This is a genomic window from Pseudomonas agarici (assembly GCF_001543125.1).
GTDB lineage: Bacteria > Pseudomonadota > Gammaproteobacteria > Pseudomonadales > Pseudomonadaceae > Aquipseudomonas > Aquipseudomonas agarici.
Map to the genome: position 1 here is coordinate 3,500,460 of NZ_CP014135.1, position 14,094 is coordinate 3,514,553.

Annotated in this window: 13 protein-coding genes; 9 read left to right on the top strand and 4 right to left on the bottom strand. The window is 62.4% G+C overall.

Features of this window, described 5'->3' with window-relative positions; genetic code table 11:
* Window positions 1-5 precede the first annotated feature (5 nt).
* Window positions 6-461: a YiiD C-terminal domain-containing protein gene (locus tag AWM79_RS15270; protein WP_060783180.1), complete on the top strand. Its 456-nt coding sequence runs from the start codon at window positions 6-8 to the stop codon at window positions 459-461.
* 15 nt (window positions 462-476) lie between these two features.
* Here the strand turns inward: AWM79_RS15270 and cysQ are convergent, their stop codons facing one another.
* Window positions 477-1,319: a 3'(2'),5'-bisphosphate nucleotidase CysQ gene (gene cysQ / locus AWM79_RS15275; protein WP_244159563.1), complete on the bottom strand. Its 843-nt coding sequence runs from the start codon at window positions 1,317-1,319 to the stop codon at window positions 477-479.
* The gene (nudE, locus tag AWM79_RS15280) at window positions 1,316-1,882 is read right to left on the bottom strand and encodes an ADP compounds hydrolase NudE (protein ID WP_060783181.1); all 567 of its coding nucleotides are present in this window, start codon (window positions 1,880-1,882) and stop codon (window positions 1,316-1,318) included. The genes cysQ and nudE overlap by 4 nt, the downstream gene beginning before the upstream one ends.
* A gap of 138 nt (window positions 1,883-2,020) precedes the next feature.
* On the opposite strand from nudE, the gene yrfG reads away from it, so the two are divergent.
* Window positions 2,021-2,683, top strand: coding sequence for a GMP/IMP nucleotidase (gene yrfG, locus AWM79_RS15285; RefSeq protein ID WP_060783182.1), 663 nt, complete (start codon window positions 2,021-2,023; stop codon window positions 2,681-2,683).
* A gap of 51 nt (window positions 2,684-2,734) precedes the next feature.
* Here yrfG and lysM read toward each other — a convergent pair whose 3' ends face one another.
* Window positions 2,735-3,175 (bottom strand): peptidoglycan-binding protein LysM, encoded by a 441-nt coding sequence (gene lysM / locus AWM79_RS15290; protein WP_060783183.1) that lies wholly within the window; start codon window positions 3,173-3,175, stop codon window positions 2,735-2,737.
* A 298-nt stretch (window positions 3,176-3,473) separates the two neighbouring features.
* Here lysM and AWM79_RS15295 point away from each other — a divergent pair, with 298 nt between their 5' ends.
* The 5 genes from AWM79_RS15295 to AWM79_RS15315 all read left to right on the top strand — a co-directional run bounded on the left by AWM79_RS15295 (window position 3,474) and on the right by AWM79_RS15315 (window position 9,454).
* On the top strand, window positions 3,474-4,361 hold the full coding sequence (locus tag AWM79_RS15295) for a LysR family transcriptional regulator (protein ID WP_060783184.1): 888 nt from the start codon (window positions 3,474-3,476) through the stop codon (window positions 4,359-4,361).
* Window positions 4,362-4,455: 94 nt separating this feature from the next.
* The gene (fdhD, locus tag AWM79_RS15300; protein ID WP_017132545.1) at window positions 4,456-5,289 is read left to right on the top strand and encodes a formate dehydrogenase accessory sulfurtransferase FdhD; all 834 of its coding nucleotides are present in this window, start codon (window positions 4,456-4,458) and stop codon (window positions 5,287-5,289) included.
* Window positions 5,286-7,634, top strand: a complete 2,349-nt coding sequence (locus tag AWM79_RS15305; protein ID WP_017132546.1) for an FdhF/YdeP family oxidoreductase — start codon at window positions 5,286-5,288, stop codon at window positions 7,632-7,634. The genes fdhD and AWM79_RS15305 overlap by 4 nt, the downstream gene beginning before the upstream one ends.
* A 199-nt stretch (window positions 7,635-7,833) precedes the next feature.
* Window positions 7,834-8,301 (top strand): glycine zipper domain-containing protein, encoded by a 468-nt coding sequence (locus tag AWM79_RS15310; protein WP_060783185.1) that lies wholly within the window; start codon window positions 7,834-7,836, stop codon window positions 8,299-8,301.
* A gap of 244 nt (window positions 8,302-8,545) precedes the next feature.
* Window positions 8,546-9,454, top strand: a complete 909-nt coding sequence (locus tag AWM79_RS15315; RefSeq protein WP_017132549.1) for a hypothetical protein — start codon at window positions 8,546-8,548, stop codon at window positions 9,452-9,454.
* A 343-nt stretch (window positions 9,455-9,797) separates the two neighbouring features.
* Here AWM79_RS15315 and bipL read toward each other — a convergent pair whose 3' ends face one another.
* Window positions 9,798-10,736, bottom strand: a complete 939-nt coding sequence (bipL, locus tag AWM79_RS15325) for a phospholipase BipL (RefSeq protein WP_017132551.1) — start codon at window positions 10,734-10,736, stop codon at window positions 9,798-9,800.
* Between the two features lie 111 nt (window positions 10,737-10,847).
* Between bipL and AWM79_RS15330 the strand changes: the two genes are divergently transcribed.
* Together AWM79_RS15330 and AWM79_RS15335 are read left to right on the top strand one after the other, a co-directional pair.
* Window positions 10,848-11,423 carry a DUF6436 domain-containing protein gene (locus tag AWM79_RS15330; protein ID WP_017132552.1) on the top strand — a complete coding sequence of 192 codons (576 nt, stop codon included), beginning with the start codon at window positions 10,848-10,850 and terminating at the stop codon, window positions 11,421-11,423.
* A 300-nt stretch (window positions 11,424-11,723) separates the two neighbouring features.
* Window positions 11,724-14,090 carry a penicillin acylase family protein gene (locus tag AWM79_RS15335; protein ID WP_060783186.1) on the top strand — a complete coding sequence of 789 codons (2,367 nt, stop codon included), beginning with the start codon at window positions 11,724-11,726 and terminating at the stop codon, window positions 14,088-14,090.
* Window positions 14,091-14,094: the final 4 nt, after the last annotated feature.

The window sequence follows — 14,094 nt, forward strand, 5'->3', positions numbered from 1 at the left end:
ACTGCATGAACCGCGACAGTCGTTACCTGGAGTCCATTCTGCACCACGACATTCCCCTGACCCGTGAGATGGGTCTCAAGGTCAGTGGTTGGGATGCCGGACAACTGCGCCTGCAACTGCCGCTGGAGCCCAATGTCAACCACAAGAGCACGATGTTCGGCGGCAGCCTGTACTGCGGCGCGGTGCTGGCCGGTTGGGGCTGGCTACATCTGAGCCTGCGCGAGGCAGGGATCGAGGATGGGCATATCGTGATCCACGAAGGTCGGATCAGCTATCCCTTGCCGGTCACCGGCGATGCCGAGGCACGCTGCGCGGCACCGGATGACCGGACCTGGAAGAAATTCCTGGCGACCTATCAGCGTTACGGGCGGGCGCGCCTGACCCTGGAAACCCAGGTGATGAATGCAGGCAGCGAGGATGCCGCCGTGCAGTTCAGCGGGCAGTACGTGCTGCACCGCTGACCATCGCGCCAATCGTCAAGGGTGCAGTAAATCAGGCAACTGTCCACGCCACCGCGCCTTCGCCGGCAATGCCAGGAAAAACCCATTGAGCAGCGACGGGCGCGCCGGGTAGCTCAAGCGCTCGCCGCTCAACGCCAGCACCTCGCCGCCGGCGCCCTCCAACACCCCCTGCGCCGCTGCCGTGTCCCACTGGGACGTCGGCGCCAGGCGCGGATAAAAGTCCGCCGCGCCTTCGGCCAACAGACAGAACTTCAACGAGCTGCCGATATTCGCCAAGTGCAGTTCACCCAGGCTGGCGCTCAACCCAGCCAGCAAGCGCTCCTGCTCGGGACTCGAATGCCGACGACTGGCAACCACGGTAAACGCGGCGCCGACAGGCGGCAGTTCGCGCACCTGGATCGGCTCGGGCGCCAAGCCGGCATCCGCACGCCAGGCACCCAGCCCGGCACCGCCGAAGTAAACGCGGCCATTGGTCGGCATCGACACCACGCCGAACACCACCCGGCCCTGCTCGATCAAGGCAATGTTCACGGTGAACTCTTCACTGCCGCCAATGAATTCCTTGGTGCCGTCCAGCGGGTCCACCAACCACCAGCGCTGCCAACCGGCGCGCACCTGCTGGGGGATATCGGCGTCCTCTTCGGACAACACCGCAATACTCGGGTCCAGCGCGGTCAGGCCGGCCAGAATCAGGTGGTGGGCCGCCAGGTCCGCCGCCGTCACCGGCGAGGCATCGGCCTTGTCCATCACTTCGACATCGGCACGCCAGAACGGCAGGATCGCCTCGCCCGCCCGGCGCGCCAGCTCGATCACCGGGGCCAGGTACGGGTGCGGCAAACTCAACAACGGCTCACTCATGGTTGAAACACTCCACGCTGGGTCAACAGGTCCCGGGCCAGGTACAACGCCGCCAGCGCGCGTCCTTCGCTGAACTGCGGGTTCAGCACCAGGCCGGACAACTCGCGCAGGTTCACCCGGTCGATCCGCATCGGCTCCGGTTCGTCGCCCTCCAGGCGTTCTTCATAAAGGTCGCTGGCCAGGACGACCTGGATCTTCTGGCTCATGTAACCGGGAGACAAAGACAGCTCGGTCAGGTGCTCCAATTGCCGGGCGCCGTAACCGGCTTCTTCTTTCAATTCGCGCTCGGCAGCCGCCAACACGTCCTCGCCCGGCTCGATCAGACCCTTGGGCAGCGACAGCTCGTACTCATCGGTGCCACCGCAATATTCCTCGACCAGCAGCGCATGCTCGGCATCGAGCATCGCCACGATCATCACCGCCCCATAACCCGCGCCTTTGCCCACCAAGCGTTCATAGGTACGCTCGACACCGTTGGAAAAACGCAACTGCACCTGTTCGACACGAAACAGACGGCTGCTGGCGACGATTTCGCGGGCGAGTACGGTGGGTTTCTGGCGCATGCAAACTCCTTGGCGTGAGCGGGTTACTATACAGCCTCTTTGAACGCTGCTGCGCTCGCGAGGCTTTCCAAGAAACTGTATACCGTGGCTTTTCCAATTGCCTGTTGCCTACTTTTTTTCTTGGTCGAGAAGTTTTCCATGCCTTCATTACCTTGGCACGACATCGATACCGTTCTGCTGGATATGGACGGCACCCTGCTCGACCTGCATTACGACAATCACTTCTGGATGGAGCACCTGCCCCGGCGTTATGCCCAACTGCACGGCATCAGCCAGGCTTTGGCCGAGGCAGAGCTGGGAGCGTTATTCAGGGACCATGCCGGCCAGTTGAAATGGTATTGCCTGGACTTCTGGAGTGCCGAGTTGAAGCTGCCCGTGCGCGAACTCAAGCGCGAGACCGCCGATCTGATCGCTCTGCGCCCGGACGCCGACACCTTTCTGGCGGCGATCAGGCAGGCGGGTAAACGGGTGATCCTGATCACCAATGCCCATCGCGACTCGTTGTCGCTGAAGCTGGAGCGAATCGAACTGGCGGCGTATTTCGAACGGCTGATCAGTTCCCATGACTACGGCTTTGCCAAGGAAGACCCGCAGTTCTGGGATGCGCTACAGGCCGACATCGGCTTTGATCCGGCGCGCAGCTTGTTTATCGACGACACCCTGCCGATCCTGCGTAGCGCCGGGCGCTTTGGCGTGGCACACCTGTTGGCGGTAAGCGAGCCGGACAGTCGCAAGGGGCCCAAGGATACCGAGGAGTTCGCGGCAGTCACCGACTACCGCGAACTGATCAACGGCTTGTGATCATTGTGGTGAGCCCGCCAGATCGAGCTCGCCACGGCTGGCACTTATCGATCAATCAGGGATTCGCAGTTTCTGCCCTGGATAAATCTTGTCCGGATGCGACAACAACGGCTTATTGGCCTCGAAGATTTTGTTGTACTGGTTAGGGTCGCCATAGACCTGCTTGGCGATCTTGCTCAGCGTATCGCCCTTCTTCACCTCGACAAACCGCGCCGCCGGCTGGGCCTGCCCACTGACGGTGATCCGGTCGTCGACACCGCCGATACCGGCGATATTGCCCAGCGCCAGTAGGACTTTTTCCTTCTCTTCCTGGCTGGCCACTTCACCCGTCACCGTGACCTTGTCGCCATCCACCGTGGCCTGGACATTCGGATTGCCCAGGCCGACCTTGGCGATATAGCCTTTGAGTTGCTCGCCAGCATTGGCGTTGCCGGGGGTCAGCAGGTCGATCAGTTTCTCGCCCGCCTCTTTCATAAAGCTCAAGATACTCATCGTTCTTTCTCCTTATGGATTGATGTCCAGACGCGAAAGGCTAGTGGCCTGTACGGTGAGTTCGTCAGTTCAAGTTCGGATGCCACACGTCCATGGTCAAGGCGTTGCGACGAGTCATAGCCGGCTATGGCGAGCAACAACAATGCAGGCCAGGGGCTGATGGCGACGAAATTGACTAACAGAACCCACCACACCGGCCATTCAACCGGCGACGTCTGTGACAGGTTCCGGACCGCCCAATGACTTAGCGTAGTCCAAGCGCGCTAGAATCCCGCCCTGGACCGCACCTGGAGCGACGATGGACATCAAACAGTTGAAATTCCTGATTGCCCTGGACGAGACCCGCCACTTCGGCCAGGCGGCGGCCCGCTGTCATATCACTCAGCCGACCCTGTCCATGCGCTTGCGCAGCCTGGAAGAGGAACTCGAACTGCAACTGGTTAATCGTGGTCAGCGCTTCGAAGGGTTCACTGCCCCCGGCGAACGGGTGCTGGCCTGGGCGCGTACCGTGCTGGCGGCCTATGACGGATTGCAGGCAGAGGCCGCCGCTTGTCGCGGCAACCTGGTTGGAACCCTGCGCCTGGGGGTAGTGCCCTTGTCGAGCTTCGACCCGCTGCAACTGATGCAGCGCCTGCACGGCGAGCACCCGCGCCTGCGCTTCGAACTGTCGTCCCTCAGTTCCGAACAGATCCTCGAACAACTGGCGAGCAATCGCTGCGACCTCGGCGTGTCCTACCTCGAACGCCTCGACACCGACCGCTTCGAAGCCCTGGCCCTGAGTGAAACCGCCATGGGCCTGCTCTACGACCAACGCTTCTTCAGCTTCGGCGAACACCCCCTGAGATGGGAGGCACTGATCGAGCTGCCCCTGGGCATGCTTAGCACCGGCATGCACTTTCGCCAGTCCATCGACCACAACTTCCACAGCCGTGGCCTGAGCCCGCAACCGCTTCTGCAGACCGATGCCGTTCATCAGTTACTGCAAGCCGTACACGGCGGCCTATGCTGCGCGATCATGCCGCTGCACGGCGGTTTCGAAGGCCTGACCGATCATCTGCGCCTGCAACCGATCGAAAACGCCCAGACCCTGGCCCGTCTTGGCCTGATCATGCGCCGTGGCGCCCCACGCTCGGGCCTGGCCGAGGCCTGTTTCGCGCTCTATCAGAAATTGCAGAACGCATCTTGATCGAGGGCATCTATCGATGGATCAGTACTAGCAATTAGACGCGACCCTTCGCCGCGCTTAGTCTGGATACTGGATATTCCACCGGTGATACTCCATGAACGCCAAGCCAGAGGCCTGCGCGATCCCTGCCTTGACAGCGCCCGCCGCCAGCCAGAGTTATCAATACGGCAACCTCGACCGCAGCGCAGCCGCCGAGACGGCGCTGGCCGAAGAGGTCGCGCTGGCCATTGCCTACAACGGCATCAGCCAGGCGGTGATGCTGGTCACGCCCACGGACCTGGAAGACTTTATCGTTGGCTTCAGCATCGGCAGCGGGATTATCCATGACGCCTCCGAGCTTTATGATCTGAAGCTCAGCGGCAGCGGTTCAGCGCAACATGCCGAAGTAGAAATCTCCAGCCGTGCGTTCTGGAACCTCAAGGAACAACGTCGTCAACTGGCCGGCACCAGCGGCTGCGGCCTGTGTGGCGTAGAGGCGCTGGAGCAGGCGTTGCCTGAACTGGACGCGCTGCCCGGCGCGTCCCTGCCGCCAGCCGCATGGCTGGACAACCTGCGCCAGCGCATCAGCGCCCTCCAGCCCTTGAGCCAGCACTGCGGCGCGGTACACGCCGCACTGTTTATGAACCACCAGGGTGAACTGCTGCTGGGCCGTGAAGATATCGGGCGGCACAACGCCCTCGACAAGCTGATCGGCGCGCTGGTTCGCCAGCAGATCCCGACCGCAGGCGGCCTGGCCATCGTCACCAGCCGTTGCAGTCTCGAATTGATCCAGAAAGTCCTACGGGCCGGCATCCAGACCCTGGTCAGTCTGTCGTCCCCTACCGGCCTGGCCCTGCAATGGGCTCGTCGGCACAACCTCAATCTCATCCACCTGCCGCACAAAAGTGCGCCACGGGTCTACAGCCCCGCGATGGAGAACCAAGCGTGAGCAATCAGCAGCAAGCCGACCAGATCCCGACCCCACGCTACAAGCCCTACAAGGGCGCAGCGGGTGGCTGGGGCGCCTTGATCCGCGTGGCACAGGCCTGGATGACCAGCGGCAACGCCGTGAAAAACCTGCGCATGATGCTCAAGACCAACCAGAACGGCGGCTTCGACTGCCCAGGCTGCGCGTGGGGCGACTCGCCGCAAAGCGGTAAGGTCAAGTTCTGCGAAAACGGCGCCAAGGCGGTCAACTGGGAAGCCACCCAGCGCCGGGTGGATGCCGCGTTCTTCGCCAAGCACAGCGTCAGCGCGCTGTTCGAGCAATCCGACTACTGGCTCGAATACCAGGGGCGCCTGACCGAACCGATGAGCTACGACTCAACCACCGACCGCTATCGTCCCATCAGTTGGGAAGCGGCCTACGCGCTGATCGCCAAACACCTGCGCAATCTCTCCAGCCCCGATCAGGCCGAGTTCTACACCTCGGGCCGGGCCAGCAACGAGGCAGCGTACCTGTATCAGTTGTTTGTCCGAGCATTCGGCACCAACAACTTCCCGGACTGCTCGAACATGTGCCACGAAGCCAGCGGCGTGGCCCTGGCGCAAAGTATCGGGGCCGGCAAGGGCACCGTGACCTTCGAGGACTTTGAACACGCCGATGCGATTTTCGTCTTGGGCCAAAACCCCGGCACCAACCACCCGCGAATGCTCGAACCCCTGCGTGAAGCCGTGAAACGCGGCGCCCAAGTGGTCTGTATCAACCCGCTCAAGGAGCGCGGCCTGGAACGCTTCCAGCACCCGCAGCACCCGCTGGAGATGCTCACCAACGGCGACAAACCCACCAACACCGCCTACTTTCGCCCCGCCCTGGGTGGCGACATGGCCCTGCTACGCGGCATGGCCAAGTTCCTGCTGCAATGGGAACGCGATGCCCAGACGGCGAACGAGCCGTCGGTGTTCGACCACGACTTCCTTAACGAGCACACCGCCAATGTCCTCGACTACTTGGCCGCCATCGACGACACCCCTTGGGAGCACATCGTCTCGCAATCGGGCCTGACCCTGGTGGAGATCGAACAATCGGCGCGGATGTACGCCAAGAGCAAGAACGTCATCATGTGCTGGGCCATGGGTATCACCCAGCACAGGCATTCGGTGTCGACGATCCAAGAGATCGCCAACCTGATGCTGCTGCGCGGCAATATCGGCCGCCCAGGCGCCGGCCTGTGTCCGGTACGCGGCCACAGCAACGTGCAGGGCGACCGCACCATGGGCATCAACGAGCGCCCGCCGGTAGCCTTCCTCGACGCCCTGGAGCGGCGTTTCCAATTCAAAGTGCCACGCGCCAACGGCCATAACGTGGTCGAAGCCATCCATGCCATGCTCGACGGCCACGCCAAGGTCTTCATCGCCCTGGGCGGCAACTTCGCCCAAGCCACCCCGGACAGCCCGCGCACCTTCGAAGCGCTACGCAACTGCGATCTGACCGTGCAGATCAGCACCAAGCTCAACCGTAGCCATCTGACTCACGGCAAGGCGGCTCTGATCCTGCCGTGCCTGGGCCGTACCGATATCGACCTGCAAGCCGAAGGCGCGCAAGCCGTTACCGTGGAAGACTCGTTCAGCATGGTCCACGCCTCCAACGGCCAGTTGCAGCCACTGTCGAAACAAATGCGTTCGGAGCCCTCGATCATCGCCGGCATCGCCGCCGCCACCCTCGGCGCACAGCCGGTGGACTGGAACTGGTTGGTGGCCGACTACGGGCGTATCCGCGAGTTGATTGCCGACACCGTTCCCGGTTTCAAGGATTTCAACCAGCGCCTCGCCCTCCCAGGCGGTTTCTACCTGGGCAACACTGCCGGCGCCCGGCGCTGGAATACCCCGTCGGGGCGGGCGAACTTCCGCTCGAACCGGCTGCCGGCCGACCTGATCCACGAACGCATCCACGCCACCGGCAGGGTGCCAGACCTGATCATGCAGTCGATGCGTTCCCACGACCAGTACAACACCACCATCTACGGCCTCGATGACCGCTATCGAGGGGTCAAGGGTCAGCGCGACGTGCTGTTCGTCAACGAAGCGGACATCATCCGCCTGGGCTTCAAGCCGGGGCAGAAGGCCGATATCGTCGCGCTCTGGGAAGACGGACGCGAGCGCCGGGTCAAGGGTTTCACCCTACTGGCCTTCGATATTCCCGCCGGACAGGCCGCCGCCTACTACCCGGAAGTGAATCCCCTGGTGCCCCTGGAGAGCATCGGCGACGGCAGCCACACACCGACCTCCAAGTTCGTCGCGATCCGCCTGGAAATGGCCAGCGAAACCGGTTTGATCATGGCCAGGGCCAGTTAGGTGACGACAAGCAACCGCTGACAGCCGGAAAACAGAAGGGTTCAAGCAAAGTGAGACCGTCCTGAAGGGACTAAGTTCCTTAGTAAAAACAGTAAGTTATGATTTTGTATAGCATTCGTGCTATTCGTCGGATTTCCATTGTAACGACTCCGTAACAAGCCTCAGGATCGCGCTGTCATCCCTTTGAGGCTCCTCTCACATGAAGTTCTCGTCGATTCTCTTGTTGTCCCTGAGCCTGGCCAGTGGCGTCGCCTCGGCTGGCGGTACCACCGAAGCCGGCATTGGCGGCGCATTGGGTGGCGTGTTGGGTTCCGCTGTCGGTCAGTCGCTGGGCGGCAATACCGGCTCGACCATCGGCGCGGCACTGGGCGGCGCGGGTGGTAGTGCGGTGGGTGCCGACCGACACAGCCGTGGCGAAGCCGCTATTGGCGGCGCCCTGGGCGCCGCCGGCGGCAACGTGGTCGGGCGCAGCGTGGGGGGCTCCACCGGCAGCCTGATCGGCGCCGCGGCGGGCGGTGGCGCCGGTGGTGCACTGGGTAACTACATGGGTAACTCCAGTGATCGCGACGATCATCATTACCGGGACCATCGTCGCGACTATCGCGGTGATCACCGTGGCCGCGGCCATGCCTATGGCCATCGCAAGCACGATCGCCATTGGCGCTGATCGAGCCAACCGCAAAAGGGACGCCAGGGCGTCCCTTTTTGCTGCAGTACCGTCCATCCCCGGCAAGCAATGCATAAAACCCGTCGCGAAAGGCCTCGACCATGCAAATTGCATGGAACGCAGACCCAGATAAATTTTTAACCCGTTGAAATAGCTGACTATTTATCAAGGAATAGCTTGGCATGTCCGCTGCTATCTCCTGAATGAAGGCTGTACGTCTTTTCACTTCAGGAGCGCGACAACAATGATAGGGAACCCCGAAACCTATGCTGGTGCAGTGCACGACTCGTCGAATCACTCAGGAGTTTCCTGGGCAGCGATCTTCGCCGGAGCCGCTACCGCGGCCGCACTTTCCTTCCTGCTGCTCATACTCGGTGCCGGACTGGGCTTTTCCGCCGTCTCGCCGTGGTCGGGCGAAGGTATCAGCGCCAAGGGGCTTGGCGTCTCGGCGATCATCTGGCTGGCCGTGACGCAAATCATCGCCTCGGGCATGGGCGGTTATCTGGCCGGGCGCCTGCGGGTGAAATGGACCCGCATGCACGCTGATGAGGTTTACTTCCGCGACACCGCCCATGGCTTTCTAGCCTGGGCGGTGGCGACCTTGCTGACTGTCACGGTGATAGCCAGTTCGGTCGGCGGTATTCTCGGCGGCGGCCTCAAGGCGGGAGTGACGGCGGCCTCCGGGGCCACGAACAGTCTCACCAGCGCCGCCGCGCAGAGTACCAACAGCCATTCCGACTACTTTATCGACCTGTTGTTTCGCGATAACCGCCCAGCCGCGGTAAGTGCAGACGCGGTCCACGCCGTGGTCACGCGGATTTTGGTTCGCAGCCTGGGCAACGGCCAGTTGAGCAATGACGACCGCGCCTATCTGGCGCAAGTGGTGAGCCAGCGTACCAGCCTCAGCCAGGCCCAGGCCGAAGAGCGCGTGAACCAAGTCTACAGTCAGGCCCGCCAAGCGATCGAAGACGCCCGGCAGGCTGCCGACCGGGCTGCCAAAGCCGCCGCATGGTCGACCCTGTGGATGTTTATCGCGCTGCTGATCGGTGCCTTCTTCGCCAGCCTGGCCGCTACGTTCGGTGGGCGCCAACGCGATGGCGTGACGTACCTGCAAGCCAGCGAATACCACACCGACGCCGTGACCCCGCGTTAATCCAAGGAGAATCAACATGCGCTCACTTTTACTGTTCTTTTTGGGTGTGCCCATCCCGATCATTATCCTGATCGCACTGTTTGTACATTGATGTATCGACAGCGACCCTGCTTTGAGGGTCGCTGTCGTTGTCGGCGCTCTGCCTAATCCACCCCTCCCGCAGGCAGCGGACAGCAACGACCTGACTTTCTTCTAGTTTTCCCCGCTTTTCCGTAAGTGACATTGTTCACATGCCCGCCGACACCGTTGTCATGCCAGCGCGTGACGATCGGCTGGACATACCGATAATCAGCGCGTTATGGCAGGTGCTCGGTCATAAGGGCCTTGGCTCGCAAACAAGCGCTCAGAAATGAGCGCCGAGAAAACTGAAATAGCGCTCTCGGTACTCCGGGAGTTCATTCGCCAGATGATGGCGGGCCTCGGCCAGCATCAACACTTCGGGCTGATCGAACTTACTGCGCAGCACCGTCAGGTTGTGCCGCCAGTCAACGGTCATATCGCCATCGCCCTGGACGATCAGCGGCCGACGTGGGCTTTGCGCCGCGCCTTCGATACCTGGGATCCAGCGCGCCAGGGCGCCGACCCAGGCGGTGGGCAAGCGCTGCGGTTGCAGCGGATCGGCCTGCAGGAACGGCATGAACGCCGGGTCATGGGTGTTCTCGCTGAAGCGTCGGGCAATGCCTTTGACGAACGGTTTGAGCAGATAATAGCTGAACTTCGACCAGCCCCAGTCCCGTGGCCGTACCAGCGGCGAAAACAGCACCACCTTGCCCTGCGCCGGGCTTTCAAGGCCGTGCCGGAGCAGGTGATCGACGACGATGGCGCCGCCCGTGCTCTGCCCGAACAGGTGCCAGGGCTGTGGCAGGTCAAGGGACCGGGCTTCGTCGAACAACCCTTGCAGTGCCCGCTGGTACTCGGCGAAATCGTCGATACTGGCCCGCTCACCGCTGGACAGGCCGTGGCCCGGCAGGTCGCAGGCGAGTACCGCAAATCCCCGATCCAGCGCCCAGTCGATCACGTTACGATACAGCCCCATGTGATCGTAGAAACCATGGAACAGAAACAATGTCGCCACGGGGTCGCACGGCAGCCAGAGCTGGCTGACCAAATCGAAGCTGGCGCTCTTGAATGCGCCGAGGCGGCTGCTGAAGGGCGCCGTGCGATGGGCCAGGTCCAGGCCATAGAGGCGTTGGTAAGCCTGCGCCGACGCCGACAGCGGCTGCGCCGCAGCCAAGGGTCGCAGGCTGGCGCGCAGGGAGTCGGGGGCGAAGGTGACGGGCATAAGGGGCGTCCAGGCAAGGGTGCGGCAACGTCGAGAGGTTTTACTGAGTTGCGATATTCTTCTGTCGGGGCGGGCATGGCAAGCTACACGACTTTCAAGGACCCAATCGCCATGCCCAAGACTCGTCACAAGACATTGCTCAGCGGCCTGCTCGCCGTGGTTTGCGCGGCGGGACTGTGGCTGGCCTACGACTGGTTCCAGGGCCGCTATATCCGTGCCTTCAGCGACCAGACCGCGCTGTTCGCCGGCGACCGCCTCAGCCTGCCGGCAGACCTGGCCGGCCCGGGCAGAATCCGCCTGGTGCATTTCTGGGACCCGACCTGCCCCTGCAATGTCGGCAACCAACAGCACCTGGGCGAACTGATCGCGCATTTCGCGCCCTTGGGCGTGGACTTCTATTCGGTGCAAAAACCCGGCACCCATGGCCAACTTCCCACCACTCTGGGCGCCATTCGTCCACTGGCGCGCCTCCCCGGTGCCGAACACCTGACGGTCAGCCCCGCGGTGGCGATCTGGGACCGCGATGGCCAGCTCGCCTACTTCGGTCCCTACAGCCAGGGCGCCACCTGCAATTCCAGCAACAGCTTTATCGAGCCGATCCTGCAAGCCCTGAGCGAAGGGCGCACGGTCAGTGCAACAAACAATATGGCCGTAGGGTGTTATTGCCAGTGGTCGCCGGGTACCTAATGACCCGTGTGGCGAGTGCTGTTGATCAATTTCTGCTCCACTCACGCTGACTCGGCCATACGAGCCCGGAGAAATACCAGAGACTGTCATGGGCATAAGCGCGAGACTTACCCACTTTCGCGACGTCAAAGATAGGAACAAAAAAATAGCGAGACCCTACTTCTACAACACAGTAAGCAAAAAGCTACAAACGCTGTGTACCATGAAAAAATCCTGTCTTTGCCCAATGCATATCCAGCCCGACCGGTGATGATCCTTCCCGACCGTACCGGCAGCCCTGGCCCGCACAAGGAACCCCGCATGAAACGCAGCCTGATCATTCTCGTCGTCTTGGTCGTCGCCCTGGCCGGCGGGGGTACCTGGTACGTCCAGGGCAAACTGCCGACGCGTCAGGGCCAGGTCACGCTGGGCAATCTGCATGGGCCGGTCACCGTGCGTTACGACGAGCGCGGTGTGCCGCATATCCGTGCCGAGAACGAGACCGACCTGTATCGTGCCCTGGGTTATGTGCATGCCCAGGACCGCTTGTTCCAGATGGAAATCATCCGGCGCCTGGCACGCGGCGAGCTGTCCGAGGTCCTCGGTCCCAAGACCCTGGAAACCGACAAGCTGTTGCGCAGCCTGCGCATCCGTGATCGCGCCGACCGTTATGTCGCCGAACTGGACAAACAATCCCCGGCCTGGAACGCACTGCAAGCCTATCTGGACGGTATCAACCAGTACCAGGCCAGTCATGCCAGGCCGCTGGAGTTCGACGTGCTGGGCATCGAGCGCAGGCCCTTTACCGCCGAAGATACCATCAGCGTCGCCGGCTACATGGCCTACAGTTTCGCCACTGCATTGCGCACCGAACCGCTGCTGACCTATGTGCGGGACAAACTGGGCGCCGACTACCTGAAGGTGTTCGATCTGGAGTGGCGTCCCCAGGGCGCGCTCGGCTCCCCGACGCCGTTGGCCGATGCCGACTGGAAAGGCCTCGGCGCGCTGGCCCGGCTGAGCGATCAAGCCCTGCGCGATGCCGGAGTGGCGCAGTTCGAAGGCAGCAACGCCTGGGCGGTATCGGGCAGCCGGACCAAAAGCGGCAAGCCGTTGCTGGCGGGCGACCCGCATATCGGTTTCTCGACCCCGGCGGTGTGGTACGAGGCACAACTGTCGGCGCCCAATTTTGAGTTGTACGGTTACCACCAGGCATTGGTGCCGTTCGCCTTTCTTGGCAACAATCCGGCCTTCGGCTGGAGCCTGACCATGTTCCAGAACGATGACCTGGACCTGATCGCCGAGAAGACCAATCCCGACAACCCCAACCAGGTCTGGTACCACGGCCAGTGGGTCGAGATGACTCGCAGCGAACAGCAGATCGCAGTCAAGGGTCAGTCGCCAGTGACGATTACCCTGCTCCAGTCGCCCCACGGACCGATCGTCAACGACGTGATCGGGGCCAACGCCGGGGCCAGGCCAATCGCCATGTGGTGGGCCTTTCTCGAAACCCCGAACCCGATTCTCCAGGGTTTCTACGAACTCAACCGCGCCGATACGCTGGACAAGGCGCGCGACGCCGCCAGCAAGATCCAGGCGCCCGGCCTGAACCTGATATGGGCCAACGCCAAGGGCGATATCGGCGGGTGGAGCGCGGCGTTGCTGCCCAGGCGCCCGGCAGGGGTCAACCCGGCCTTTATCCTCGATGGCAGCACCCGCGACGCCGACCAGGACGGCTTCTATCCCTTCAGCGCCAATCCCCAGGAAGAGAACCCGGCACGCGGCTATATCGTTTCGGCCAACACCCAGCCGGTATCACCCACCGGCATGGTCATTCCCGGTTATTACAACCTCGCCGATCGCGGCCAGCAACTGAACCGACAACTGGCCGATACCAGCGTGCGCTGGAGTCTGGAGAACAGCCAGAAACTGCAACTGGGCACCACCACCGACTATGGCCCACGACTGCTCAGGCCATTACTGCCGACGCTACGCGAAGCGGCGAAGAACCCGACCGAGCTGAAGCTGGTAGAACAGTTGGCGATGTGGAAGGGCGATTACCCGATCAGCTCCACCAGCGCCACGCTGTTCAACCAGTTTCTCTACGAACTGGCCCACGCGGCCATGCATGACAAGCTCGGCGACGACTACTTCAACACGCTGCTCAACACCCGGGTGGTGGACGCCGCGTTGCCGCGCCTGGCAGCCGATGAACATTCGCCCTGGTGGAACGGCAACCGCGCCGACACGGTGAAACGCGCCTGGCAGGCGACACTGGCCCATCTCAGGACCACCTATGGCGACGACTCGGCCGCCTGGACGTGGGGCAAGGCCCATACCCTGACCCACGGCCATCCACTGGGACGGCAGAAGCCGCTGGACCGGTTGTTCAATGTCGGCCCATTCGAGGCGCCGGGCAGCCACGAAGTACCGAACAACCTCTCGGCGAAAATCGGCCCGGCGCCCTGGCGGGTGACCTATGGTCCGTCGACCCGACGCTTGATCGACTTCGCCGACCCAGGTCACGGCCTGACCATCAACCCGGTGGGACAGAGCGGGGTGCTGTTCGACAAGCATTACAGCGACCAGGCCCAAACCTATATCGAAGGCGGGTACGAGCAGGCGCATATAAACGAAGTCGAGGTCTCGGCCAATACCCACGGCGTACTCAAGCTGATACCGGCCAAATAATCCC